25 protein-coding genes are annotated in these 25037 nt (G+C 70.5%); 15 read left to right on the plus strand and 10 right to left on the minus strand.

Annotated elements, in window-relative coordinates:
- Positions 1 to 10: 10 nt before the first annotated feature.
- Together AB3X07_RS07255 and AB3X07_RS07260 are read right to left on the minus strand one after the other, a co-directional pair.
- The gene (locus AB3X07_RS07255; RefSeq protein ID WP_369943759.1) at positions 11 to 265 is read right to left on the minus strand and encodes a WGR domain-containing protein; all 255 of its coding nucleotides are present in this window, start codon (positions 263 to 265) and stop codon (positions 11 to 13) included.
- Between the two features lie 66 nt (positions 266 to 331).
- A complete protein-coding gene (locus tag AB3X07_RS07260; RefSeq protein WP_369943760.1) occupies positions 332 to 1285 on the minus strand; it encodes a GlxA family transcriptional regulator in 954 nt (317 codons plus the stop codon).
- A gap of 92 nt (positions 1286 to 1377) precedes the next feature.
- On the opposite strand from AB3X07_RS07260, the gene AB3X07_RS07265 reads away from it, so the two are divergent.
- A complete protein-coding gene (locus tag AB3X07_RS07265) occupies positions 1378 to 2001 on the plus strand; it encodes a cysteine hydrolase family protein (protein ID WP_369943761.1) in 624 nt (207 codons plus the stop codon).
- Positions 1998 to 2189, plus strand: coding sequence for a hypothetical protein (locus AB3X07_RS07270; RefSeq protein WP_369943762.1), 192 nt, complete (start codon positions 1998 to 2000; stop codon positions 2187 to 2189). Before AB3X07_RS07265 ends, AB3X07_RS07270 begins: the two co-directional genes overlap by 4 nt.
- A 421-nt stretch (positions 2190 to 2610) precedes the next feature.
- Here the strand turns inward: AB3X07_RS07270 and aroB are convergent, their stop codons facing one another.
- A complete protein-coding gene (gene aroB / locus AB3X07_RS07275; protein ID WP_369943763.1) occupies positions 2611 to 3720 on the minus strand; it encodes a 3-dehydroquinate synthase in 1110 nt (369 codons plus the stop codon).
- Positions 3717 to 4259, minus strand: a complete 543-nt coding sequence (locus tag AB3X07_RS07280; protein WP_369943764.1) for a shikimate kinase — start codon at positions 4257 to 4259, stop codon at positions 3717 to 3719. The genes aroB and AB3X07_RS07280 overlap by 4 nt, the downstream gene beginning before the upstream one ends.
- Before the next feature lie 110 nt (positions 4260 to 4369).
- Here AB3X07_RS07280 and pdxH point away from each other — a divergent pair, with 110 nt between their 5' ends.
- Genes pdxH through AB3X07_RS07295 form a run of 3 tightly spaced genes read left to right on the plus strand, consistent with a single transcriptional unit; the run spans position 4370 to position 6211 of the window.
- A complete protein-coding gene (gene pdxH / locus AB3X07_RS07285) occupies positions 4370 to 4969 on the plus strand; it encodes a pyridoxamine 5'-phosphate oxidase (protein ID WP_369943765.1) in 600 nt (199 codons plus the stop codon).
- A complete protein-coding gene (gene aac(6'), locus AB3X07_RS07290; protein WP_369943766.1) occupies positions 4966 to 5418 on the plus strand; it encodes an aminoglycoside 6'-N-acetyltransferase in 453 nt (150 codons plus the stop codon). The genes pdxH and aac(6') overlap by 4 nt, the downstream gene beginning before the upstream one ends.
- Position 5419: 1 nt before the next feature.
- Entirely contained in the window at positions 5420 to 6211 is a 792-nt protein-coding gene (locus AB3X07_RS07295) for an ABC transporter substrate-binding protein (RefSeq protein ID WP_369943767.1), read from the plus strand.
- Positions 6212 to 6230: 19 nt separating this feature from the next.
- Here AB3X07_RS07295 and AB3X07_RS07300 read toward each other — a convergent pair whose 3' ends face one another.
- A complete protein-coding gene (locus AB3X07_RS07300; protein ID WP_369943768.1) occupies positions 6231 to 7652 on the minus strand; it encodes an MFS transporter in 1422 nt (473 codons plus the stop codon).
- Between the two features lie 106 nt (positions 7653 to 7758).
- Here AB3X07_RS07300 and soxR point away from each other — a divergent pair, with 106 nt between their 5' ends.
- Entirely contained in the window at positions 7759 to 8196 is a 438-nt protein-coding gene (gene soxR, locus AB3X07_RS07305) for a redox-sensitive transcriptional activator SoxR (RefSeq protein ID WP_369943769.1), read from the plus strand.
- A gap of 123 nt (positions 8197 to 8319) precedes the next feature.
- Here the strand turns inward: soxR and AB3X07_RS07310 are convergent, their stop codons facing one another.
- From AB3X07_RS07310 to AB3X07_RS07325, 4 genes are all read right to left on the minus strand, one after another.
- On the minus strand, positions 8320 to 8775 hold the full coding sequence (locus tag AB3X07_RS07310; protein ID WP_369943770.1) for a DUF4426 domain-containing protein: 456 nt from the start codon (positions 8773 to 8775) through the stop codon (positions 8320 to 8322).
- A gap of 14 nt (positions 8776 to 8789) precedes the next feature.
- Complete coding sequence (gene proC, locus AB3X07_RS07315) at positions 8790 to 9632, minus strand: pyrroline-5-carboxylate reductase (RefSeq protein WP_369943771.1); 843 nt, start codon at positions 9630 to 9632, stop codon at positions 8790 to 8792.
- A 130-nt stretch (positions 9633 to 9762) separates the two neighbouring features.
- The gene (locus AB3X07_RS07320; RefSeq protein ID WP_369944683.1) at positions 9763 to 10791 is read right to left on the minus strand and encodes a hypothetical protein; all 1029 of its coding nucleotides are present in this window, start codon (positions 10789 to 10791) and stop codon (positions 9763 to 9765) included.
- 318 nt (positions 10792 to 11109) lie between these two features.
- On the minus strand, positions 11110 to 11760 hold the full coding sequence (locus AB3X07_RS07325) for a YggS family pyridoxal phosphate-dependent enzyme (protein ID WP_369944685.1): 651 nt from the start codon (positions 11758 to 11760) through the stop codon (positions 11110 to 11112).
- 122 nt (positions 11761 to 11882) lie between these two features.
- On the opposite strand from AB3X07_RS07325, the gene AB3X07_RS07330 reads away from it, so the two are divergent.
- From AB3X07_RS07330 to AB3X07_RS07370, 9 genes are all read left to right on the plus strand, one after another.
- Complete coding sequence (locus AB3X07_RS07330; RefSeq protein WP_043095750.1) at positions 11883 to 12920, plus strand: type IV pilus twitching motility protein PilT; 1038 nt, start codon at positions 11883 to 11885, stop codon at positions 12918 to 12920.
- A gap of 137 nt (positions 12921 to 13057) precedes the next feature.
- The gene (locus tag AB3X07_RS07335) at positions 13058 to 14188 is read left to right on the plus strand and encodes a PilT/PilU family type 4a pilus ATPase (protein ID WP_184410693.1); all 1131 of its coding nucleotides are present in this window, start codon (positions 13058 to 13060) and stop codon (positions 14186 to 14188) included.
- Between the two features lie 159 nt (positions 14189 to 14347).
- Positions 14348 to 15610 carry a WD40 repeat domain-containing protein gene (locus tag AB3X07_RS07340; RefSeq protein WP_369943772.1) on the plus strand — a complete coding sequence of 421 codons (1263 nt, stop codon included), beginning with the start codon at positions 14348 to 14350 and terminating at the stop codon, positions 15608 to 15610.
- Complete coding sequence (locus AB3X07_RS07345) at positions 15607 to 17106, plus strand: sensor domain-containing diguanylate cyclase (protein WP_369943773.1); 1500 nt, start codon at positions 15607 to 15609, stop codon at positions 17104 to 17106. The genes AB3X07_RS07340 and AB3X07_RS07345 overlap by 4 nt, the downstream gene beginning before the upstream one ends.
- Before the next feature lie 235 nt (positions 17107 to 17341).
- Complete coding sequence (locus AB3X07_RS07350) at positions 17342 to 17806, plus strand: MFS transporter permease (protein WP_369943774.1); 465 nt, start codon at positions 17342 to 17344, stop codon at positions 17804 to 17806.
- 310 nt (positions 17807 to 18116) lie between these two features.
- A complete protein-coding gene (locus AB3X07_RS07355) occupies positions 18117 to 18791 on the plus strand; it encodes a YitT family protein (protein ID WP_369944686.1) in 675 nt (224 codons plus the stop codon).
- 611 nt (positions 18792 to 19402) lie between these two features.
- Positions 19403 to 20734 carry a hypothetical protein gene (locus AB3X07_RS07360; RefSeq protein WP_369943775.1) on the plus strand — a complete coding sequence of 444 codons (1332 nt, stop codon included), beginning with the start codon at positions 19403 to 19405 and terminating at the stop codon, positions 20732 to 20734.
- Between the two features lie 36 nt (positions 20735 to 20770).
- Positions 20771 to 22894: a LodA/GoxA family CTQ-dependent oxidase gene (locus AB3X07_RS07365; RefSeq protein WP_369943776.1), complete on the plus strand. Its 2124-nt coding sequence runs from the start codon at positions 20771 to 20773 to the stop codon at positions 22892 to 22894.
- Entirely contained in the window at positions 22881 to 24023 is a 1143-nt protein-coding gene (locus AB3X07_RS07370; RefSeq protein WP_369943777.1) for an FAD-dependent oxidoreductase, read from the plus strand. Before AB3X07_RS07365 ends, AB3X07_RS07370 begins: the two co-directional genes overlap by 14 nt.
- A gap of 79 nt (positions 24024 to 24102) precedes the next feature.
- Here AB3X07_RS07370 and AB3X07_RS07375 read toward each other — a convergent pair whose 3' ends face one another.
- Positions 24103 to 25008, minus strand: coding sequence for a DUF72 domain-containing protein (locus tag AB3X07_RS07375; RefSeq protein WP_369943778.1), 906 nt, complete (start codon positions 25006 to 25008; stop codon positions 24103 to 24105).
- Positions 25009 to 25037: the final 29 nt, after the last annotated feature.

The following is a 25037-nucleotide window of genomic DNA, read 5'->3' on the forward strand; positions in this document are numbered from 1 at the left end:
GGGAGTTTCCTTAGCGCGGGGCGTCGGCGCCGCGGGTGAACATGACCTGGAAGCCGCGCTTGAGTTGCGCATCGCGGGCTTTCTCGAAGGCGGCGTGCGCTTCGTCCTGCAGCAGGTACTGATCGCGCCGCAGCTGCGCGCGGCCGCCGATCTGGCCGCTTTCGCGCAGCAGCTCCCAGCCGCCGAACAGGTCCGGTTGCAGGGTCAGCTGGATGTAGCGCGGCGGCTCGTTGCCGCCGGGGCGTTGCTGGAGGAAGACGCGCATGCGCCGATTGTAGCGGGTGCCGGCGCGCGGCGACGTGGCGCGCACCGGCGGACGCGGCGGACCGGTTCAGCCAGCGCGGAAACCACGGCGGTAGACCGAGGGCGGCACGCCCAGGGCGCGCACGAACTGCTGGCGCAGCGCGCCGGCGCTGCCGAAGCCGCAGGCCGCGGCGACCCGTTCCAGCGCCAGGTCGCTGCTCTCAAGCAGTTGCTGGGCGCGGACCAGACGCTGGTGCGCCAGCCACTGCACCACCGTGGTTCCGGTCACCTGGCGGAATTGCCGGGTGAAGCTGCGCCGGCTCATCCGCGCATGCGCGGCCAACGCGTCCAGCCGCAGCGGCCGATCCATCTGCTGCAGCATCCAGTCCAGGGTCGGGCCGAGTTGGGCGTCGCGGCGGCTGGCCGGCAGCGGATGTTCGACGTACTGCGCCTGCCCACCCTGGCGATGCGGCGCCACCACCAGGCGCCGGGCGATGCGGTTGGCGACCTCGGCGCCGTGGCGGCGCCGCACCAGGTGCAGGCAGCAATCGATGCCGGCCACCGTGCCGGCCGAGGTCAGCACGTCGCCGTCGTCCACGTACAGCACATCCGGCTGCAGCCGCACCTGCGGATGGCGCTGCGCGAAGCGGTCCAGCGCCGCCCAGTGGGTGGTGGCGGGGCGGCCGTCGAGCAGGCCGGCGTCGGCCAGCACGAAGGTGCCCAGGCACAGGCCCACCACCTGCGCGCCGGCGGCATGGGCGCGGCGCAGCGCCTGGCACAGCACTGCCGGGGCCGGCTCGGCGGCATCGCGCCAGGACGGGACGATCACCATGTCGGCGCCGTCCAGAGCTTCCAGGCCATGCTCCACGTGGATGGCGAAGCCGGCGTCGGTCCGCAGCGGCCCGGGTTCGGCGGCGCAGACCCGCAGGTCGAAGGCCGGCAGATCGGCGTCGGGCCGCACTTCGAACACCTGGCAGGGCACCGCCAGATGGAAGGGACTGATGCGGTCGAAGGCGACCACGGCGATGCGATGCGGCGACATGGCCCGATTTTAGCGAAACTCGTGATTCGGGCCACTCGTCGGGCCGCGGGCGGCGGCCGACACTGGCCGCTCCTTCGCCCTGGAGCCACCGCATGCCTTCTCCCCGCCGCGCCCTGCTGGTCATCGATGTGCAGAACGCGTACTTCGACGGCGCACTGCCCATCGCCCATCCGCCGGTGGCCGCGTCGCTGCCCAACATCCTGCGTGCGATGGACGCCGCGCAGGCGCACGGCGTGCCGGTGCTGGTGGTGCAGCACACCGCGCCGGCGCAGGCGCCGGTGTTCGCCGAGGGCAGCGCCGGCTGGGAACTGCACCCGCAGGTCGCCGCGCGGCCGTGCACGCGCCTGTTGCGCAAGACCCGGCCCAGCGTGTTCGCCGACACCGACCTGGGCGCCTGGCTGCAGGCGCAGGCGATCGACACCCTGGCCGTGGCCGGCTACATGACCCACAACTGCAATGCCTCCACCGTGTACGAGGCCTTCCACCGGGGGCTGGCGGTGGAGGTGCTGGGCGACGCCAGCGGCGCGCTGCCGTACGCCAACGCCGCCGGCCAAGCCAGCGCCGAGGAGATCCATCGGGTGTTCGGCGTGGTGTTCCACAGCAACTTCTCCGCCGTGGCGGACACCGCGCAGTGGATCGCGGCATTGCAGGCGGGGCTGCCACTGCCGCGCGACAACGTGCTGCAGTCCAACCGCCGTGCGCGTGGCCTGGCATGAGCGCCACGCCGCGCGTGTTGCGGGCGCGCGACGTCACCGGCAGCCGCGCCTGGGAGGCGCTGCCGGTGGCGATGCTGGACGGGATCGGCGTGCGCATCCACTGGACCGACCAGCCTAGGGCGTGCCCTCACTCCCCGAGTACGTCGCATTGGGCCTGGCAGGCGCGCGGCCAGCGTTGCGTGGGGTAGCGCCTGACTGGCCGTCAGGTCAAGCCGCGCGGCGCCGGCCGCGCGCCTGCCAGGCCCAACCCGAAGGGCCGCGGTTGCGCGCGCCCATCGCTGCGTCATCGCTCGGGCGTGGACTGACGCCCACTTCCTCGCTCTTCCTTGCCACAGGCGCGTGCAACCGCGGCGCGGCATGCTCGGGGAGTGAGGGCACGCCCCATGTCTGGCAGGTCAACGATGGCCAGGAGGTGTTCGTGGTGCTGGACGGACAGGTGCAGATGCGCTGGCGCGTGCATGGCGTCGAGCAGGCGGCGCTGCTGCAGGCTGGCGACGTGTTCCATGCGCCGGAGGGCACCGAGCACGTGGCGCATCCGCAGGGGCGGCGCGGGTGCTGGGGTGGAGCGCGACGGCAGCCCGTGACCGCGACGGCGCCGCGGGTCGCCACTCAGCCGCTGGCCAGCACCGCCAGCACCTGCGCCTCGTCCACGTCCGGCACGATCTCGGCGTGGCCGATGCCGCGCCACAGCACCAGCCGCAGGCGCCCGGCGAGGTTCTTCTTGTCCAGGCGCATGCGCGCCAGCAGCGCCTCCGGCGCCAGCCCGGCCGGCAACGCGGTGGGCAGGCCGAATTCCCGCAGCAGCGCACGCAGGTGCGCCGCGTCCTCGGCGCTGGCCATGCCCAGCCGCGCCGACAGCTCCGCGGCCAGCACCATGCCCACCGCCACCGCTTCGCCGTGGTTGAGGTTGGCGTTGTCCGGCGCGCCGTAGCCCTGCTCGGTCTCGATCGCATGGCCGAAGGTGTGGCCGAGGTTGAGCAGGGCGCGCTCGCCCTTCTCCAGCGGGTCGCGGGCCACGATCTCGGCCTTGTGTTCGCAGCTGCGCGCGATCGCCTGCGCCAGCGCGGCCGGCTCGGCGGCCAGCAGCGCGTGGCGTTCGGCATGCAGCCACTCGAAGAACAGCGGGGCGCGGATCGCGCCGTACTTGATCACCTCGGCCAGGCCGGCGCGCAGTTCGCGCGGCGGCAGGCTGCGCAGGGTGGCGGTGTCGGCCAGCACCGCGCGCGGCGGATGGAACGCGCCGACCAGGTTCTTGCCCTGCGGGATGTCCACCGCGGTCTTGCCGCCGACCGAGGAGTCGACCATCGCCAGCAGCGTGGTCGGCAATTGCACGCAGTCCACGCCGCGCATCCAGCACGCGGCGGCGAAGCCGGCCAGGTCGCCCACCACGCCGCCGCCCAGCGCCAGCACGCAGGCGTCGCGGGTGGCGCCGAGGTCGGCCAGCGCGGCGATCGCCGCGGCGAAGTTGTCCAGGGTCTTGGAGGCCTCGCCGGCGGCGATCGTGAAGGCGCCGATCTGGAGTTCGGGGCGCGCCGCCAGCAGCGCGCCGCGCACCTGCGCCGCGTACAGCGGGGCGACGTGGCTGTCGCTGAGCAGCAGCACGTGGCGGCCGCGCACGTGCTCGGCCAGGCGCGCGCCGTCGTCGAGCAGGCCGGGGCCGATGCGGATGGTGTAGGCCGGGTCGCCTTCGACCTGGACCGTGCGCGGGGAAACAGTCATGCAGTGGGTTCCGGAAGCTTCCACGACGCGGCCAGGCGCACGACCAGCTGCGCGGTGGCTTCGGCGGGATTGAGGTGGTCGGTGTCCAGGATCAGGTCGGCGACGTCGCGGTACAGCGGCTCGCGGATCGCGTGCAGCTCGTGCAGCACGCGCTCGCGGTCGCCGCGCTGCAGCAGCGGGCGGCTGCGGTCGCGCTGCAGGCGCTGCAGCTGCGAGGCCACGCTGACCCGCAGGTACACCACGAAGCCGTGCTCGCGCATCTCGCGGCGGCTGTCGGCGTTGAGCACCGCGCCGCCGCCGGTGGAGATGAGGTGGCCGGGCGTGCTCAGCACGCTCTGCAACACCGCGCGCTCGTGTTCGCGAAAGCCCGCTTCGCCGGCGTGTTCGAACAACGAGGCGATGCTGGCGCCGGTGCGTTCGACGATGGCCTGGTCGCTGTCGACGAAGACCAGGCTGAAGCGCTCGGCCAGGCGCCGGCCGATGACGCTCTTGCCGGCTCCCATCGGGCCGACCAGCACGAGATTGGGGGCGGGATTCATCCGCCGATGCTAGCAGAGACGCCACGCGCGCAGGCCCTCGCGCGGCGGCGCGTGCGTCGCGCCGTGCATGGCGCGACAATGGCCGCATCTCTGCCGAGTGCCTTGCCGCCATGCCCGATCTCTACGCCGAAGCCCTGTCCACGTTCGCCGACCTGTTCGCCGAGGCGCGCAGCAGCGACGAGGCCGAATACAACGCCATGGTCGTGTCCTCGGCGACGCTGGAGGCGCGCCCGTCGTCGCGGGTGGTGCTGCTGAAGGCCTACGACGCGCGCGGCTTCGTGTTCTACACCCATCTGGACAGTCAGAAGGGCCGCGAACTGCAGGCCAATCCGCAGGCCTCGCTGCTGTTCCTGTGGCGGCGCATGCGCGAGGACGGGGTGCAGGTGCGCATCGACGGCGACGTGCAACTGGTCGCGGCCGCCGAGGCCGATGCCTATTTCGCCTCGCGCCCGCGCATGAGCCAGATCGGCGCCTGGGCCTCGGCGCAGTCGCGCACCCTGGCCTCGCGCGAGGAGTTCGAGGAGCGCGTGGCCAAGGCCGAGGCCACGTTCGAGGGCCGCGAGGTGCCGCGCCCGGAGGGCTGGAGCGGCTTCCGCGTGGTGCCGCGCAGCATCGAGTTCTGGTACGGCGCCAAGTACCGCCTGCACGAGCGCTGGCGCTACGAGGCCGACGCGGCCGGCCACTGGTCCAAGCGGATGCTGTTCCCGTGAGCGAGGCGTTTTCGATCCGCGCCGCCGGCGCCGCCGACCTGCGCGCCTGGGCGGCGCTGCGGATGGCGTTGTGGCCGGACGAGGACGACGCGTTCGGCGCCGTTGCCGAAGCGCTGCAGCGCGAGGACGCGGCCAACTTCCTGGCCTTCGCCGGCGACGGCCAGGCGATCGGCTTCGCCGACGTCACCCTGCGCCAGGACTACGTCAACGGCACCGACAGTTCGCCGGTGGGGTTCCTGGAAGGCTGGTACGTGGCGCCGGCATGGCGCGGGCGCGGCGTCGGCCGCGCGCTGCTGCGCCAAGCGCAGGCATGGACGCGCGCGCAGGGCTGCAGCGAACTGGCCTCCGACGCGCTGCTCGACGATGCCGCGGCGCAGGCCGCGCATCGCGCCTGCGGCTTCGAGGAAACCGAGCGCGTGGTGTACTTCCGCATGCCGGTGGCGGACTGAGATGGGCCCGCGGCGCATCGTCTGCCTGACCGAGGAGCCGACCGAGACGCTGTACGCGCTCGGCGAGCAGGAGCGCATCGTCGGCATCAGCGGCTTCACCGTGCGCCCGCCGCAGGCGCGGCGCGACAAGCCCAAGGTCAGCGCCTTCACCAGCGCCAAGATCGGCGAGATCCTCGCATTGCAGCCGGACCTGGCGATCGGCTTTTCCGACATCCAGGCCGACATCGCCGCCGAGCTGGTGCGCAACGGCGTGGAGGTGTGGATCGCCAATCACCGCAGCGTCGACGGCATTCTCGACTACATCCGCCGGCTCGGCGCGCTGGTCGGCGCCGGCGCGCGGGCACAGGCCTACGCCGACGAGCTGCAACGCGGGCTGGATGCGATCGCCGCGCAGGCCGCGGCGTTGCCGCGGCGGCCGAAGGTGTATATCGAGGAGTGGGACGAGCCGATCATCACCGGCATCCGTTGGGTCGCCGAACTGGTGCGCATCGCCGGCGGCGACGACGTGTTCCCGGAACTGTCGGTCGAACCGTTGGCCAAGGCGCGGATTCTGGCCAATGGCGACGAAGTGGTGCGGCGCGCGCCGGACATCGTGCTCGGTTCGTGGTGCGGCAAGCGCTTCCGTCCCGAGCGCGTCGCCGCGCGGCCGGGCTGGGCGGCGATCCCGGCGGTCTGCGATGGCCAGTTGTTCGAGATCAAGTCGCCGCTGATCCTGCAGCCGGGTCCGGCGGCGCTGACCGACGGCGTGCGCGCGATCGCCGCCATCGTGCAGGCCTGGGCGCGGCGCCCGTAGCGGCGTCGCCGCCGCGGGCTCAGCGCGGCGCCGGCTGGGTGCGGCCGGCGATCGCCAGGCCGAGCAGCGCCAGCAGCGCGGCCACGGCGAAGGTGGACAGGTAGGCCGCGGTCACCGACCGCGCCAGCAGCGCCGCGAACAGCGAGCCACCGACCGCCAGCGTGCTCGCCACCGCGATCGCCTCGCTCAGTTGCAGCGCCGAACTGTTCGCGCCCTGCTGCGCCGGCGGCGAAAGGGTCAGGGTCAGCACCGACAGGGTCGGATAGATCAGCCCCATGCCCAGGCCGGTGGCGGTCCAGCCGCCGATCGCCACGGCGGCGGGCACCGCCGGCAGCAGCGCCAGCGCGGTGATCGCCACGCCCACCGCCATCAGCGCGCTGCCCACGCGCAGGCGGCGCAGCCGCGTCGCGTCGCGGCCGTAATGGCCCTGGTACCAGGAACCCGCGAACCAGCCCAGGGCGCCCACGCTCAGCGCCACGCCGGCCCAGATCGGCGACAGCCCGCGTTCGCGCGACAGCAGCAGCGGCAGGAACGCCTCGCAGCCGAAGAACGCCGAGCCGGCGATGCCGCGCAGGGCGATCACGCTGGGCAACCCGCGCGCCGCGCGCAAGGTGCCGCGCGGCAGCAGCCGCCAGGCGCAGGCGAGCAGGAGTGCCAGCGCCGGCAGCACCGTGGCCGCCGCCGCCATGCCGCGCTGCTGGCCGCCCAGGTACAGCAGGCAGACCGCGCCCGCCGCGCCGATCGCCCAGGCCAGCGCGCCCGGCGCCGCGCCGGCCGGTTCCGCCGCGGGCGACAGCCGCCGCAGCGCTGGCAGCAACAGCGCCGCCGACGGCAGCGCCAGCAGCGGCACCGCCAGGAACACCCAGCGCCAGCCGACATGCTCGACGATGGCGCCGCTGATGCTCGGCCCGACTAGCGATGGCACCACCCAGCCGGCGGAGAACGCGGCGAAGATGCGCGGCCGGATCGCCTGCGGATACACGCGTGCGACGATCACGTAGAGCGCCACCGAGATCGCGCCGGCGCCCAGGCCCTGCACCAGTCGCCCGGCCAGCAGCATCGGCATGGTCGCGGCGAAGCCGGCCAGCAGCAGGCCGCAGATGAAGCACAGCAGGCCCGTCCATAGCGGCGCCGCCGGGCCGCGCAGGTCGCTCCAGCGCCCGGCCATGGTCATGCCGATCACGCTGGTCGCCAGAGTGCCGCCGAACGCCAGCGCATACAGGCGCAGCCCGTCCAGTTCGCGCGCCACGGTGGGCATCGCGGTGGCCACCGCCAAGGCCTCGAAGGCGATCAGCGCGACCAGCGCGACCATGCCCAGCGTGGTCGCGCGGTAGCGCGGTGCCAGGATCGTGTCGGTGGGCGCGTCCGATGCCGTGGCGGCCTGCGGCGCAGGGGCCGCGGTGGCGTGGCGTGGGAGGCGAGGGGATGCGGCATCGTTCATCGGCAAACCTTGACGGGCGAGTTGTGCGGCGCGCGCGGACCGCGGCGCTTGCGTGGGGGGGGACGGGCGCGCAGCATGCAACCTCAACCAGGCTCGAGGTCAAGCGATGCAGCAGGAATTGAGCGTGGGCCAGGTCGCCGCGCGCAGCGGGGTGGCGGTGTCCGCGTTGCACTTCTACGAGAAGAAGGGGCTGATCCATAGCTTGCGCACCGCCGGCAACCAGCGCCGCTATGGACGCGACGTGCTGCGCCGGCTGGCGGTGATCCGCGTGGCGCAGCGCGTCGGCGTGCCGTTGGAGAGCATCAAGGCCGCGTTCGCGCAGTTGCCCGATGCGCGCACGCCCACGCGCGCGGAGTGGGCGCGGATGTCGGCGGCGTGGCGCCAGGAACTGGACGCGCGCATCGCGCAACTGAGCCAGTTGCGCGACCAGCTCACCGACTGCATCGGCTGCGGCTGCCTGTCGCTGCGCCGCTGTCGCCTGAGCAATCCGGCCGATGCGCTGGGCGCGCAGGGCGAAGGCGCGCAGCGCTGGGCGCCGCGGTGAGGGTGCGCGTTCGCTGCCCGCATTCCCTGTAGGAGCGGCTTCAGCCGCGACTGGCGCTCTCGGTCGGGTTCGGTCGCGGCTGAAGCCGCTCCTACAGGAGCGAGCGGCGCGGAACCTTGCGCGCTAAAAATGACGCACGAAGCGCACTTTGCCGCCGCCGTCGGCGCTGCGGACATCCACCGTGAAGCTGAGTTGGTCGTGGTCGCTGATGCGCACCGTACCGACGTAATCGGTATAGGCATCGGTCACCGCGTCGCGGAAGACGATGGGCTGCCGGCGGCCGCTCAGGTCGGCGGCGACGCCGCTTACCTGGCCGCGGGCCGGCAGTTCCTCGCCGTCCCGCACGCGGCGCAGCGCGACCATCACCAAGGCGGTATCGGCGCTGCGGCGGATGCCGTAACGACGCGCGACGCTGTCGCTCATCGCCAGCGTCGGCAGCGCGTTGTAGCGCACCCGCAGCGTGCCCAGGTCGGCCTGCGCGGGCGTGGCCGCGACCAGGGTGGCCGGACGCGGAGTGTCCTGCGCCGAACAGGCCGCCAGGGTCAGGCACGACAGCAGCGCAGCGGACAGGTGGCGCATGGGCGGCTCCGGTATCAATCGTTGGCGGTGGACAGGGCACGGCCGCGCGCGGCCGCGGCGGCGATGGCGTCGGCGGTCAGCGCCTCGAAGCCGCCGGCCTGGAAGGTGTCGATCGCGGCTTGGGTGGTGCCGTTGGGCGAGGTCACCCGGCGCCGCAGTTCGCTCGGCGCCTCCCCGGATTCGGTGAGCATGCGCGCCGCGCCGAGCACGGTCTGCAGCACCAGCGTGCGCGCCGCGTCGGCCGGCAGGCCCTGGGCGATGCCGGCCGCCTCCATCGCTTCGGCGAGCAGGAACACATAGGCCGGGCCGCTGCCGGACACCGCGGTGACCGCGTCGATCAGCGCTTCGTCCTCGACCCACACGGTGACGCCGGCGGCGGCCAGCACGCGTTCGGCATGCGCGCGCTGCGCCGCGTCGACCCCGGCCGTTGCGAACAGGCCGGTGACGCCGGCGCCGAGCAGGGCGGGCGTGTTCGGCATCGCCCGTACCAGGGCATGGCCGCCACCGAGCCAACGGTCCAGTTGCTGGGCGGTGATGCCGGCGGCGATGGACACCAGCAGCGGCCGCTGCGCCAGCGCCAGCGTCGCCAACTCGGCGCAGACGCCGCGCAGCACCTGCGGCTTGACCGCGAACATCCACAGCGCCGCGCCATCGGCGGCCGCCGCCGCCGATGCGACCGCCTGCACGCCGTACTCGGCGGCCAGGGCCTCGCGCAATGCCGCCACCGGCTCGGCCACGCGGATGCGGCGTGGATCGGCGCCTTGCCGGACCAGGCCGGCGATCAGGCTGCGCGCCATGTTGCCGCCGCCGATGAAGGCGATGTCGGCGCTGTGGGAGTCGGGAGAAGCGGAAGCCATGGCGCAACACCGTCGCGAAGAGGGAGCGCCATGGTAGCGGCTGCGCCGCGCCGCGATGCTGCGCTGCGGCGCAGCCGGAGCGTGCGCGGTCAGAGGCGCCGGCCGCTGTGCGCGGTCCGGCGCGGTGGACTCAGTTCGACTCGGTGAAGGCGATCGACGGCGTGCTGCCGCCGGCCACCGAACAACTGCCCAGGTTGAGGTTGTTGGTCTCGCCGGTGCTGCCGGCATTAGCCGCGCAGGTCGGGGCGGCGGTGGAGCCGTTGGTCGCCGCCACCTTCACCGTGATCGAGGAGCCGGCGTTGAAGTTGGCGCTGGAACCGCCGGCGTTGCCGACCACGTTGAACTCGGCGTCCTTCCACACCGTGGCCAGCTTGACCACGCTGTCCTTGGCGCTGACGCTGTAGGCGGTGCCGCCGTTGCTGAAGGTGATGGTGTCGTTGCCGTTGGCGGTGGCCGAGCCGGTCAGCTTGAGGTTGGCCAGTTGCGTGGCCGGCACGTCGGGCGCGCTGACCGCGTTGCTGTTGCGGTAGCAGTCCGAGCCGCCGCCGCTCATCCAGCCGCTGGGGCAGCCGCTGCCGTAGCCGATCAGCCAGTACTGCATGAACACCGCCGCCTGGCCCTGGGTCTCGTAGTCGGTGGCGTAGACGAACTGCTGCCACACGGTGCAGCCGGAACGGCCGCCACAGACGCTGGTGGTGGCGTCGTAGTTGGAGTTGATCTGCAGCGAATACTCGTTGGGGCCGAGGATGCCGCCGCCGCCGAAGGAGGCCACGCCGACGCCCTTCTCCGAGGTCACCCCGGTGACCTGCGGGAAGCTGCCCACGACCTTGCTGATCAGGCTGCTGGAGCGCAGCGCGTAGTCGTAGCCGTTGCCGGTGGTCTCGGTGGCGCCGAACAGGATCCGGTGCGGGACCGGATGCACGCGCCGGGTCAGGGTCTTGCAGACGTCCGTTTGCCACTGGGTGTCGGGGAAGCTGGCATGGAAACAGCCCTCCGCCGGGGTCGGTTGATGCGCCATGGTCTCGCGCCAGGCGCTGCGCGCCTGCACTTCGGCCGGCGTCATCAACGCCTCGTCGTTGTTCCAGGCCGGCGTCGCCGTCGGCGCGGCCAGTGCCGCGGGGACATGCAGCAGACCGATGCAGCAGGAGGCAAACAGCAATCTGATCGATGCTTCCATCTGTGACCTCGTTCGAGCCGAGCGCATTCGGCGATGGACCGCGGAAGGCCCGCGGTCGGCGGTCATGGAACGCGGAGTGTTCGCTGCTGAAACGTGATTGGATTAACGGTTCGCAACCCTGTCGCATGGTTCAGGAATCGGGGTCGACGCGAACCTTTCATGCATCGGAAAACGCCTGCGTTTTCAATGCGCTGCATTACGACGGATTTCCGATGTCGGTGAATCGGATTTGAATCGCGCGTAGACATTTCATCGCCACGTCATGGGCGGTGCGGTAATGCGGCGCGGCAGCCAGGTTTTCTAGCCGGCAACGCGCGGCAGGCGCGCGCCGAACAGCGCGGTGCCGACCCGCACCATGGTGGCGCCGGCGGCGATGGCGTCGGCGAAGTCGCCGCTCATGCCCATCGACAAGGTGTCGACCTGCGGATGGGCGCTACGCAGTCGCTCGAACAGCGCGCGCATCCGGACGAACGCGGCGTGGCGCCGTTCGGCCTCGGGCCAGGGCGCGGGAATGGCCATGAGGCCGCGCAGGGTCAGCGCCGGCTGCGCGGCGATCGCCGCAGCCAGCGCGTCCACGGCGTCGGGCGCGCAGCCGTGCTTGCTGGCCTCGTCGTCGATGTTGACCTGGATCAGGACGTTCAAGGGGCTGGGCGCGGACGCGCGCGCCTTGCCCAGTGCGGCGACCAGCTTGGGACGGTCCACGCTCTGCACCCAGTCGAACAGCGTCGCCGCCAGGTCGGCCTTGTTGGATTGCAGGTGGCCGATCAGATGCCACTCCAGCCCGGTCCCGGCCAGCGCGGCGATCTTGGCCGCCGCTTCCTGCACGTAGTTCTCGCCGAAGGCGCGCTGCCCCTGCGCGGCCAGCGCCGCCACGGCCGCGGCCGGCTGGGTCTTGGACACCGCCAGCAACCGCGCGTGCGGCCGCCCTGCGGCGTCGGCGGCGCGGTCCATGTCCAGGCGAATCTGCTGCAGCGGAGAGAGGGGCACGGGCGGCGTTCCGGCAAAGGGAAGGGCGCTATACTGCCGGCCGGGGAATCATCCTTCCAGTCGCAGCCCAAGGGGAAAAGCAGCGTATGGATATCGCTGAACTATTGGCGTTCTCGGTCAAGAACAAAGCGTCCGACCTGCACCTGTCCGCCGGCCTGCCGCCGATGATCCGGGTCGATGGCGACGTCCGCCGCATCAACATCCCGGCGCTGGACCACAAGCAGGTGCACGCGCTTGTCTACGACATCATGTCGGACAAGCAGCGCCGCGACTACGAGGAGTTCCTCGAGGTCGACTTCTCCTTCGAGATCCCCAGCCTGGCGCGCTTCCGCGTCAACGCCTTCAACCAGAATCGCGGCGCCGGCGCGGTGTTCCGCACCATTCCCTCGGAAGTGCTGACCCTGGAAGACCTGGGCTGCCCGCCGATCTTCCGCCAGCTGATCGACCAGCCGCAGGGCCTGATCCTGGTCACCGGGCCGACCGGCTCGGGCAAGTCGACCACGCTTGCGGGCATGATCGACTATATCAACAAGAACGAATACGGCCACATCCTCACCGTCGAGGATCCGATCGAATTCGTGCACACCTCGCAGAAGTGCCTGATCAACCAGCGCGAGGTGCACCGCGACACCCACGGCTTCAACGAGGCGTTGCGCTCGGCGCTGCGCGAAGACCCGGACATCATCCTGGTCGGCGAGTTGCGCGACCTGGAAACCATTCGCCTGGCGCTGACCGCCGCGGAAACCGGCCACCTGGTGTTCGGCACCCTGCACACCAGTTCGGCGGCCAAGACCATCGACCGCATCATCGACGTGTTCCCCGCCGGCGAGAAGCCGATGGTGCGCTCGATGCTGTCCGAATCGCTGCGCGCGGTGATCTCGCAGGCGCTGCTGAAGAAGGTCGGCGGCGGCCGCACCGCGGCCTGGGAAATCATGGTCGGCACCCCCGCCATCCGCAACCTGATCCGCGAGGACAAGGTGGCGCAGATGTACTCGGCGATCCAGACCGGCCAGCAGAACGGCATGCAGACCCTGGACCAGCACCTGCAGGACCTGGTCAAGCGCAGCCTGATCACCCGCAACCAGGCGCGCGAGTACGCCAAGGACAAGCGCATCTTCGAGTAGCCGGGAATCGGGAGTGGGGAATTGGGAATGGGAAGAGCAAGAGCAGGAGCAAACAGCCCATCCTTTCCACTTCCGGATGCCCGCTGTTGCGATTCCCGATTCTCCATTCCCGATTCCCGGCTCCGAAGGAGCACGCCATGAGCACCATCGACTTCACTTCCTTCCTGAAACTGATGGCGCACCAGAAGGCGTCGGATCTGTTCATCACCTCGGGCATGCCGCCGGCGATCAAGGTGCACGGCAAGATCACGCCGATCACGCAGACGCCGCTGACCTCGCAGCAGAGCCGCGACCTGGTGCTGAACGTGATGACCCCGGCGCAGCGCGAGGAGTTCGAGAAGACCCACGAGTGCAATTTCGCCATCGGCGTGGCCGGGGTCGGGCGCTTCCGCGTCAGCTGCTTCTACCAGCGCAACCAGGTCGGCATGGTGCTGCGCCGGATCGAGACGCGCATTCCCACCGTCGACGAGCTGAACCTGCCGCCGGTGATCAAGACCCTGGCGATGACCAAGCGCGGCATCATCATCTTCGTCGGCGCCACCGGCACCGGCAAGTCGACCTCGCTGGCGGCGATGATCGGCTACCGCAACCAGAATTCCACCGGCCACATCATCACCATCGAGGACCCGATCGAGTTCGTGCACAAGCACGAGGGTTGCATCATCACCCAGCGCGAGGTCGGCATCGATACCGACAGCTGGGAGAACGCGCTGAAGAACACCCTGCGCCAGGCGCCGGACGTGATCATGATCGGCGAGGTGCGCACCCGCGAGGGCATGGACCATGCCATCTCCTTCGCCGAAACCGGCCACCTCGTGCTGTGCACCCTGCACGCCAACAACGCCAACCAGGCGATGGACCGCATCATCAACTTCTTCCCCGAGGACCGCCGCAGCCAGTTGCTGATGGACCTGTCGCTTAACCTGCGCGGCGTGGTCGCGCAGCAGCTGATCCCGACCCCGGACGGCAAGGGCCGGCGCGTGGCGATGGAGATCATGCTCGGCACGCCGCTGGTGCAGGACTACATCCGCGAGGGCGAGATCCACAAGCTCAAGGACGTGATGAAGGAGTCCACCAACCTGGGCATGAAGACCTTCGACCAGAGCCTGTTCGAGCTGTACCAGGCCGGCGAGATCAGCTACGAGGACGCGCTGCGCCACGCCGATTCGCAGAACGAGGTGCGGCTGCGCATCAAGCTGGCCCAGGGCGGCGACGCCAAGACCCTGGCGCAGGGGCTGGACGGGGTGGAGATCGCCGAGGTGCGCTGAGCCGGTCCGGGCGGCGACTGCCAGGGCGGGCGCAGGGCGGGATGACGGGACGTCAACGCGACACCGGTTATATCCAGCTGCGTCCACGGGTATCGTGTTTTCAGACAAATGCTCGCCGGGGTCCGCCAGGACTCTTCAACCCAAGGGAGGGAAGTCCGCGTGAACGACGTGCCTGAAGTGCTCTGGTCGACACAGCCGCATGCCGGCTACTACATCAATTCGGTCGCGGTGTCCGGCGATGGCGACGTCATCGCCGCCGGCACCTTCTTCCACGAGTACGGCGGCGCGTCGCAGAGCGACGGGCTGGACGCCGTGCCCGTCGAACAGCGCAAGATCGCCGAGCGCATGGCGCCCGCGGCCACGCGCAGCGATGTGCGCGGCAATCAGGACGGGTGCTTCGGCACCTACGTCTGGGATCGCCAGGGCAAGCCGCTGCTGACCAAGGAATTCGAGGGCTGGCAGGGCGTGTACTGGGTCGATGTCGCGGCGAACGGCAGCACCGTCGCCAGTTGCGGCTGGAAGAGCCAGCAGCCGTATGCGGGCTTCATCGGGGCCTGGTCGGTGCCCGACGGCGAGGAACTGCTGTCGTATCCGCTTCCCGGCCGCGGCAACATGGTGTCGCTGGATGGGCGCGGGCAGACCCTGCTGGCCGGTGCCGATCAGGGCTATCTGTTCTGTCGCGTCGGCGCCGCGGCCTTCGCCGCGCCTGTGGGCATCGCGCTGAGCGCAACCGGCGATACCGTCGTCGCCACCGGCATCGCGGTCGACGGCAGCATCGGGCTGGTGGCCAGCTATCACGGCGAGATCATCCTGTTCTCGATCGCGTCCGGACAACCGGCGGCGCTGGCGCGCTGGCAGTTGCCCAACGGCGCCTACACTCATGCCGCGGCGCTGTCCGGCGATGGGCGCAGGGCCTATGCCGGCGCCAGCGACGGCACGCTGTACGCGTTCGACGTGGCCGCGTTCCAGGGGGCGCCCGCACCGGCCTGGAGCGTGGGCGTCCCCGGTGGCGCCAAGACCATCTACGGGCTGGCCTGCGATGGCGCCGGCGACAAGGTCGCGATCGCCGGCAACGTCGCCCAGGGCGGCATCGTCGCCGTGTTTGCCGACACCGGCAGCGCGGCGCACCTGCAGTGGCAAGCGCCCAGCCAGCACTCGCCCAATTGCCTGGCGTTCGACCCCGGCGGGCGCTGGCTGGCGCTGGCCGATGGCCACCCCGACGGCACGCCCGGCGGCTTCACCCTCTGGGACGCGGTCGACGGCACGCTGCAATGGAACTTTGCCGCGGGCAACATGAGCTGGCCGATCCGCCTGTGCGGCGATGCGTCGGTGGTGGTTGGCGGCAGCGACGACAGCACGGTCACGGCCTTCGTCGGCCCCGGTGCGGCGCGCGTGGGGGGGCGGCCGGAGACGGATGGATGACAGGCTGGGACGCCGAGGCGCCGCCCCGCATGCGCGCCGCGGCGCCGCGCCGTCCCGGCGCGCTGCTGATGCTGTCGGTCGTGCTGGTGGCGGCGTGGCTGGCGGGCTTCGAGTTGGCGCGGGTGCTGGGCTACCAGGCGCATGCGAGCCTGTGGTTCCCGCCGGTGGCGGTGACGCTCGCCGCCTTCATGGTGCTGGGCTGGCGCGGCGCGCCGGCGATCGCGATCGCGTGCGTGCTGGCCACGCTGCTCAGCTTCTATCGCACGAGCGGCCACGCGGCCGTCCCTGATCGGGCGGTCCTGGGCTACGCGCTGCTGTTCACCGCGCAACAGTTCTGCATCTGGGGTGGCTTGGCCTGGCTGCTGCGCCGGGTCGGTCAGGGGATGTCCTCGACCAGCCTGCCGCGCGCGGTCACCTACTTCATCCTGGGCGGCGGGGTAGCCTCGCTGTTGTCCGCCTGCCTGGGCGGCGCCGGGTTGGTCGTCACCGGCGCCATCGACCTGCCGACCATGTTCGCCCAGTCGATCCCATGGGCGATCGGCGACTACGCCGGCCTGCTGGCGCTCGGGCCGTTGGCGATCCTCGCGGTGCTGCGGCTGGCCGAGGCCCTGGGCATCGCGCCGCGGCCCGGCATCCCGCGTCTGTCGGGGATGATCGCGCCGAGCGGAAGCGCCACCGGCTATCTGGTCAAGCTCGGGCTGCTGCTCGGCGTCACCCTGGTGGTGATGTGGCTGGCGGCCGCGTTGCCGCGCCAGCCGGCGGTGGTGTTCGCGTTGTTCGTGGTGGTGGTGATCCAGTTGTGGATCGTACATACCCACGGGATGCTGCAGGCGTTGGTGGCGATCGCCGCCTTCAGCCTGCTGATCGCCCTGGCCACGCCGCTGCTGCGGCTGGAGGCGCAGGCGCTGGCGCTGCAGTTCGCCATGATCAGCCTGGCGGCGAACAGCTACTTCGGCCTGGCCGTCCCCGGGCTCTACGCCGACAACACGCGGCTGCGCCATGCGCTGGTGCGCGATCCGGTGACCGGGGCGCTGTCGCGGACCGGATTCCTGGAGCAGGTGCTCAACGATCTGCAACTGGTCGCGGAAGAGCCGCGTCCGTTGGCGGTGATCGTCGCCGACATGGACAACCTCAAGGCGATCAACGACCAGTTCGGGCACGCCGCCGGCGATGCCGCCTTGCGCGCCTTCGTCTGGCGCTGCCGGAGCTGCCTGCGGCCGGGCCAATTGCTTGGCCGCCGCGGCGGCGACGAGTTCGCGCTGTACCTGCCGCTGACCACGCCGGAGCGCGCGCGTGGGCTGATCGATGCGCTGCGCGCGGCGCTGGCCAAGCCCGGCGAGGACGACGGGTTCGCAACCGGGCTGTCGGCCAGCTTCGGCCTGGCCCTGTGCAACCGGCGGGATCTGGATGCGGAGGCGCTGGAGGAACTGCTCGAACGCGCCGACGCGGCGATGTACGCGGACAAGCGCAAGCATCGCGCCGTGGCGGTGCGCTGAGCGGGGTTCCCGGTCTTGTTTCAGCCGGAGCTTCGCGCCGGACCCTCGCCCCAATCCCGCTCTCTCCGCGCCCCGGTCCGCGCTTGCGGCGTGGGCGCTGCAGGGCGCGCGCCGGTAGTGCGAAGCCGCACCCGGTCGTCTCGATGGGAGCGGGCCTTCGTGCTTTCCTTCTCCTCTACGATAGAAGATGCCCCGAAGGGGCGGATGAGGGTGCGGTCAGCCGGGAATGCCACCCATGCAAACAGATAACCCGTATGCCGCCCCCACCGCCGCGCTGCCCGATGCCCCGCCCATGGAGGCCCCCATCGATGCCCTGGCCGCGCTGTTCGCGCCGTCCGCAACGAAACTGGCGTTGCTGTGCGCGACGAGCTTTGGCTGGTATGCGCTCTACTGGTTCTATCGCAACTGGCGCGCGTTGCGCCTGCTGCCGGGGCGCCGACGCGTCTGGCCGGTGTGGCGCTCGGTGTTCTCGCTGATTTGGGTGTTCGCCTGCTTTCGTGGGCTGGAACACTGCATTGGCGCGCAGCGCGGCGCACTGGAGGGCTGGCTGGGGCCGGCGCTGGTCTATGTCTGCTTGAGCCTGCTGAGTGCGTGGTCGCCGCTGTTTTCGCTGCTCACATTGCTGCCCTGCTTGCCGGTATTGCTGGTCAACCAGCGCCTGGTCCTGTTCAAGCAGGCACGCGGCCTGCCGCGCAGCTGAGCGGAGCGTTTCAACGCCTGGACCTGGGCCTGGCTGGCCATTGCCGGCATGGTGGTGCTGTTGCTGATGGTCGGGATGCTGCTGGCGGCCGTGGGGTCGCATTACCACATCAAGGCCGACGTGCCGGCCTGATCGGATGACGGTATGCCATTGGGCAAGGCGACGCGTGCATGCATGCAACGCGGTCATGCCGGTAGCCACCAAAGTTTCATGTGCAACTACACCGGGACTGGTGTCTAATACCGGCCCCCACGCCGTGCCCCCTCCCGTGAGCCTCCCCGATTCCGATCTGCGTCCGGACCTGGACCCGTTGCCCGACGACGGCACCGTCGTCACCTCCGGTCCGTTGACGCCGCCTGCCGATTCGGCCGGCACCGCGCAGGACGCGCGGGCGCTGCGGCATAGCGTGGCCGAGGACGTGCAGGGCATGCTGTTGGCGACGCTGGTGGCCTCGCTGGGCCTGGCGGTGTTCGCCAAGGGCGGGCTGATGATCGGCGGCATGGCCGGGGTGGCGTTCCTGCTGCACTACGCGCTGGGCTGGAACTTCGGCGTGGTGTTCGTGCTGGTGAACCTGCCGTTCTATTGGCTGTCGGTGCGGCGCATGGGCTGGGAGTTCACCCTGAAGACCTTCGTCGCGGTCGCCGCCTGCGGCTTGCTGACCGACCTGCTGCCGCGCTGGGCGCAGTACGCGACGATGACGCCGCTGTACTCGGCGCTGGTCGGCGGCGCGCTGGTCGGGCTGGCGATCCTGTTCTTCATCCGTCACCGCGCCAGCCTCGGTGGCGTCGGCATCCTGGCGGTCTACCTGCAGCGCAGCCGCGGCTGGAGCGCGGGCAAGGTGCAGATGGGCTTCGATGCCGCGCTGATGCTGATCGCGTTCTGCGTGCTGGCGCCGCAGCAGGTGCTGTACTCGGCGATCGGCGCGGTGGTGCTGAGCCTGGTGCTGATGTTCAACCATCGCTCCGGGCGCTACATGGGCGTGTGAGCGGCAGGCCGCGGCGCCCGCCTTGCGGCGTGCTCGCTGCGCTGCGTCGCGCGGCGGGCAACGATGCCGATGCCTGGCGCAGCCCCGAAACGATGCGACGCTGATTTCCTGTGCGCTGCAATCGCGTTCGCGCGTGTCGGTGCCGTGCATCGAGGCGCATCGCATGCCGGGTGGCTGCGTGATCGATCCCGCGATTGCCGCCATGCGCAACATGGCCCGCATGCCGCGATCGGCCGTGCGGCAACTGTCTACGGGATATCCCGCGTGTCTACGAAATGGCCTTGTGGGCGCGTTCGTCGTCGGCGCATGCTGGCTGCGCAGGCGATGGGCGATACGCGCGATGACATGACGCGATTCACGGGAGTCATCGTGCCTGCGATGGGGGAACCGACCTGGATTTTTCAGCGCTTGCCGTTCGGCATCGTGAGCTGCCGCATTGTCGCGCGCCGTCGTGGGAAGGGGCGTTTTCAGCTGTCTTTCGAGCACAGAAGGAGAATGCGATGAAGCGTGCGATAGGGTTCGCGGCGTGTGTCTGTGTCTTGGTCGCGGCGTGTTCGGCCGTGAATCCCGGTCCGGGTCCGGGCCCGGTAGCGCAATCGGGCAATGGGGGCATGGTGCCGCCCAAGCCGGGACTGGTCGCCGGTGCGTGCGTGCCGCCCGGATCGCCGAATTCGAACTGGTTTCCGCACGCGAACACGCCGCCGCCGGATTCGACGGATTTCGGTTCCGACAGCACCAACTGCGACTTCCACATCTGGTCGTGGAACGCGTTCCTGTGGCTGACCCAGGACGTCGGCGGGCAGCCGCGTTTCCTGAGCATGAGCACCGATGGCGTGGCCGGCATCGCCGACGGCGTGCTCGATCCGTTGATCGGCCGCTCGCAGCAGGCGCGCACGGTGGAACTGATCGACCAGGCGGGGCCGGATGGCGTGCTGGTGGATCGCAACGGCCGCGCGATCTATTACTCGATCCACTCCAACGACGTGTTCGGCCAGTTCATCGCCAGCAATGGCCTGCAGGATCCGAAGAAGCTGCGCGCCTTCAATCCGGACGCGGCCTTTCCCGTGGGCAGCATGACCCTGAAGGCGGCATGGAAGGTGGTGCAGCCGGGCGAGGATGTCTCCACGTTCTACACGCGCCAGGCGCAGATCGCGAAACTGGGCATGCGCAAGGGCAAGATCATCGCCACCGCTGACACCGAAACCCAGACCGTGGCGCTGGTCGGCTTCCACATCGGCGGCACGGTCGAGGGACATCCGGAAATGATCTGGGCCACCTTCGAGCATCAGGACAATGCGCCGGACCTGCCGCAACCGATGGAAAAGATGCAGCCGAACGACATCGTCTCGAACAAGGACTGGACGTTCTACCAGGCCAATACGCCAATGAAGCAGTGCAATCTCAACGCGGCCGGGTCCGGTGCGCTGACCTTGAACGCGCAGACGCAGACGCTGAGCCCGGTCACCCAGGTATGCCGCATGGTGCCGTATGGCGGACAGAAGCCGTGCCCGAGCGGGCAGGACTGCAACATCGACAACATCAAGTCGATGAACGCGGCGGTGGATAGCCAGTTGAACGATGTGTGGAAGAACTACTTCGAGGTCGGCGCGATCTGGTTCAACCAGTTGGACGCGCTGCAGCCCAATTGCACCTTCCAGCCCGGTTCGGCGCTGGAGTGCGTGCCGGCGGGAGGCGCCTCGCCGCTGCTCACCGGTTCGGTGCGCCTGTCCAATTCCACCATCGAGACCTTCACCCAGGTGCAGAGCACGCAGGACAACTGCTTCGCCTGCCACAACACCACCCAGGTGATTTCGCCCGATCCGCGCGCGCAGTCGTTGCCAGGGCTGAACGTCAATCTCAGCCATGTGGTGATCAACGACTACTTCCAGGCGCAGCTGCCGCAGAAGGCGCCGCCGGCGCCGCGGCCGGCCTCGCCGCGCTGAGGCGCGCCCCTTCTTCCGGATCAGGAGAAAATCATCATGAGCAGCAACGTATTTCGCGTGCATCCGGCGATCGGCATCGGCCGCGTCGGCGATAGTCAGGAGGTCTACCTGGCGCCGGTGACCGCGGCCGGCGCGCGCGGCGCCGACGGCCTGATGGGCGGATTGCCGGTGCAGCCCGGGACCGAGTCCACGCCGATCACCGCCGACCAGTTCCGCGATGCCGACGGCAACGTCAAGCGCCAGGCTGCGCGTTTCCACATCTACGCCTATCCCAGCGGCAGTTCGGGCACGTATCCCAACGGCGGCGGCACGCGCGTGGACGTGGGCAGCACGATCGACGGCAAGACGGTGAAGGACATCGTCTGGACCGTGCATGTGGCTAACAAGAAGCTCAACAACTATTCGACCGTGAGCAAGGACGGGCAGTTTCGCGGTATCGAGGCCTACACGCCGCAGTGCCAGGGCCAGTTGCAGCTGCGCAATGCGAACTACCCCGATGCGGCCAAGCCCGGCGATCCCGACGATCCGACGCGCCTGCGGCAGTTGGTCATCGATCCCGGTCCGCGCGCGATCAGCGTCGCGGCCGGCAGCGCGGCGCCGGTCGGGTTCGATGCGGCGACCACCGCCAGCTATGCCGATGCCGCCGGCGCGATCCAGCTGGTGCCGGACTATCCGGTCAGTTTTCCGTCCATGTTCCATGCGTTGCACGAGCCGCTGGGTGCGCTCGACTCGCTGGGCGACATGCGCGTGGAAGCCAATGGCGCGCTGATCGTGGCCGGCGGCTTCGCGCGGACCTCGGCGGTCATGCAGGCCGACGGGAGCTATCCGCCGTTGTCGGACGCGACCGAGAACGGCCTATGGTACGACGATGCCGCCGATGGCCCGGTCAATGCGGTGCTGCTCTTCAGCGACGGCAGCAGCGCCAGCGTGCAGGGCGCGTGGTACGTCACCGGCGATCCGGGCTATGCGCCGCAAACGCGCAACGTGGTCTCCACCTGGGACGACGTCTACGACGTGTGGGTGCGCGAACTGGGGCTTGTGCCGTCGCTGTACGCCAACAACGCCTTCGTCGGCACCTATCAGCCGTCCTTCAGCGAGGACATCCAGCCGATCTTCCACGCGGCCATGCTGCAACGCTGGAACACCAACCTGCCGTCGGGCGCGATCCGGGGCCACGACATGATCGGGCAGATCCAGCCGACCGACGATCCCACCGCGAAGATCCCCAATCTGAAGACCCTGATCCGCGATCCGGCTTCCGCCGCCGATACCCAGACCGGCTCGCCGATGATGCCGCTCTCGCTCGGCGATGCGCAGAAGAGCTTCCTCAGCGTCAGCGCGACCCAGTACTTCCTGCTCACCCAGTGGCATGGGAACAACTACGTGCAGGGCGGCGCCGCGGCGCTGGGTCCTGGCGAACTGCTGGACCGGGTCACGCTGCAGAACTGCCTGGGCGGCCGCTACAGCCCGGGCATCGAGGTGTCGTTCCCGATCCGCGACACCAACCTGTATGTCACGCAATGGCAGCAGCGCGATTGCGGACCGTTCCGCATCAACCAGGCGCCGCTGGACTACGGCACCGCGCAGAAGGGCAAGGCGTTCCTGAGTTTCGGCTACGTGCCGTTGCAGCCGTATCCGGTGGAGCCGGGCGATCTGTCCAAGTTCATGTCGGTGCCCTGGCATACCGACTACAACTCCTGCGCCACGCACCTGCCCGATCCCAATCCGGGGGCGGCCAGTACCAATCCGAACATCACCGCGAACAACACCCTGTTCTGGTCGTGGCCGGCGGAGCGGCCGTTCGCGGTCTATCCGGTGGCCTTGTGCCAGGTCGATCCGGAGGACGACACCTGGTATCCCGGCCCGCAGGTGTACTCGGTGCGCGGCACCGGCACCGACAGCGACTATCCGGCGCAGGTCGGACGCTTCCAGGACTACGCGGATTTCGTCGCCAACTGGGCCAAGGTGGGCTTCGTCGTCAGCGGCTCGCAGATCGCGCAGGTGGCGGGACAGCCGCCGTATCCGGCGGACATGTTCCTGGAAGTGGCGAGCCAGTTCGACGTGGGCCAGGAATTCGTTGCGCCCTGGCCGATGGCCAACATTCCGGCCTATCCGCCGCCGTCGGCCGCGGCGCGCGCGGACGCCGATGGCCTCGGCTGAGCCGATCGGCGCGATGGCCGCCAACGCACGCCACGCCGTGGCGATCGTCGGCGGCGGCGCGGCCGGCTGCGCGACTGCGCTGGCGCTGGCCGCGCGGGGCATCGAGGACGTGGTCGTGGTCGACATGGGCCGCGTCGCGGGCTGGCGGCTGGGCGAGGCGCTGGCGCCGACCGCCAGCGCGGCGCTGCAGCGCCTGGGCGTATGGGATGCGTTCCTGGCGCAGCGGCCGCTGGCCTCGGCCGGCAGTTGCGCCAGTTGGGGCGCGCCGGAACTGGGCTACAACGACTTCATCGTCGCCGGCCAGGGCAAGGGCTGGCACGTGGATCGTGCCGCCTTCGACGCGATGCTGGCCGCGTCGGTGCCGGCGCGGGGCGGCACGCTGCTGCGCGGACTGCGCCTGGGCGCGATCGGCCGCGACGCGGACGGCAGCCACGTCCTGGACCTGCACGGCGAGCACGGCGCGGTGCGGCGCTTGCGCGCCGGCTTCCTGGTGGATGCCAGCGGCATCGCCGCCGCGGCGGTGCGGCGGCTGGGCGTGGCGCGCAACGAAGTGGATTGCCTGGCTTTCGTCGCCGGCGTGTTCGCGCTGGAGCACGCGGAGGCGATTCCGTCGCAGGCCTTGCTGGAGGCCTGTCGCGATGGCTGGTGGTACGCCGCGAAGTTGCCGGGCGCACGCATGATGCTGGCCTTGGCGCTGGAGCCGCGGCGGCAGCGGCATTTCCTGGAGACGGCGGTGTGGCTGGCGGCGGCGCAGCAGACGCGGCACGTCGCGCACTGGCTGGCGCGCAGCGGTGCGACCTTGCCCGCTGGCGGCGGCCTGATCGCCGCACTGGGTCCGTCGGCGATCCTCAGCCGCGTGGTCGGGGAGGACTGGCTGGCGGTGGGCGACGCGGCCAGCGCCTACGATCCGTTGACCGCGCACGGCATCGTCAAGGCGTTGCAGGACGGCGAAGCGGCGGCGCACGCCCTGGCGGCGCAGTTGCAGGGCGCTGGCCCGGCGCCGCTGGCGGCCTATCAGGAGGGCGTGTTCGCGCGCTTTCGTGCCTATCTGCGCGAGCGCGGCGCCTTGTACGCGCGCGAGCGGCGCTGGGCGCAAGCGCCGTTCTGGCAGGCGCGCCTGGCGGCGTGATCCGGCTGCTGCGCGGCGCTGGGCGGGCGCTGTGGCGTAACGACGGCGCAGTGCCTACCGCCGCATGCGGGTGCCGAGGTCAGCCGTCGCCGCGTGCGTGGCGATCCGGACACGGCGTCGCGATGCCCAGCCGTTGCGCCAGGCGCCGCGCATCGAACGGCGCATGCACCTTCATGTCGTTGTCGAAGTAGCAGTACACGTCGCGGCGCACGCGCCGCGCGGCGGCCGGACCCGCGCGTTGCGGCGCCGCCGGCTCGCCGCCGCGGTGCCAGGCGTCGATCCGTTCCGCCCAGGCGTCCAGCGCTTCGTCGCTGTAGCCGCTGGCGTACAGCTGCGCGTCGCCATGCAGGCGCAGGTACAGGAAATCGGCGGTCACGTCCTCCAGGTACGGCCATTTGCCGGCGGTGTCGGCCTGCACCAGGGCGACGCGATGCTTGCGCAGCAGCGCGACCGCCTGCGGCGTGGCGAAGCTGGGATGGCGCACCTCCAGCGCATGGCGCAGGCGCCGGTTGCGGTCGATCTTGAGCAGGCTGCGCTCGCGCATGCGGGCGGCGTCGCGCTTGCCGGCCAGGGCCAGCGCGGCTTCGTGGCTGCGCGGCAGGAGCGACAGGAAATCGTCCAGCAAGGCGGGGTCGAAGGCCTGCGACGGCGGCAGCTGCCACAGCAACGGTCCCAGTTTCGGCCCCAGCCCGAGCAGGCCGGAGGCGAAGAAGTTGGCCAGCGGTTGCTCGCAATCGCGCAGCCGTTTCAGATGCGTCACGAAACGCGGACCCTTGACCGCGAACACGAAACCGCGCGGCGTCGCGTCGTGCCAGGCGACGTAGCTCTTCGGCGTCTGCAGCGAGTAGAACGAGCCGTTGAGTTCGACCGAGCGGAAGCAGCGCGAGGCGTATTCCAGTTCGCGCCACTGCACCAGCCCGGGCGGATAGAACACGCCGCGCCATCGGGGGTAACGCCAGCCGGAGATGCCGATACACAGGCTCATGCGCCGACCATGCCGGCGGCGGCGTTCAA

Source organism: Xanthomonas sp. DAR 35659, from assembly GCF_041242975.1.
Classification (GTDB): Bacteria; Pseudomonadota; Gammaproteobacteria; order Xanthomonadales; family Xanthomonadaceae; genus Xanthomonas_A; species Xanthomonas_A medicagonis.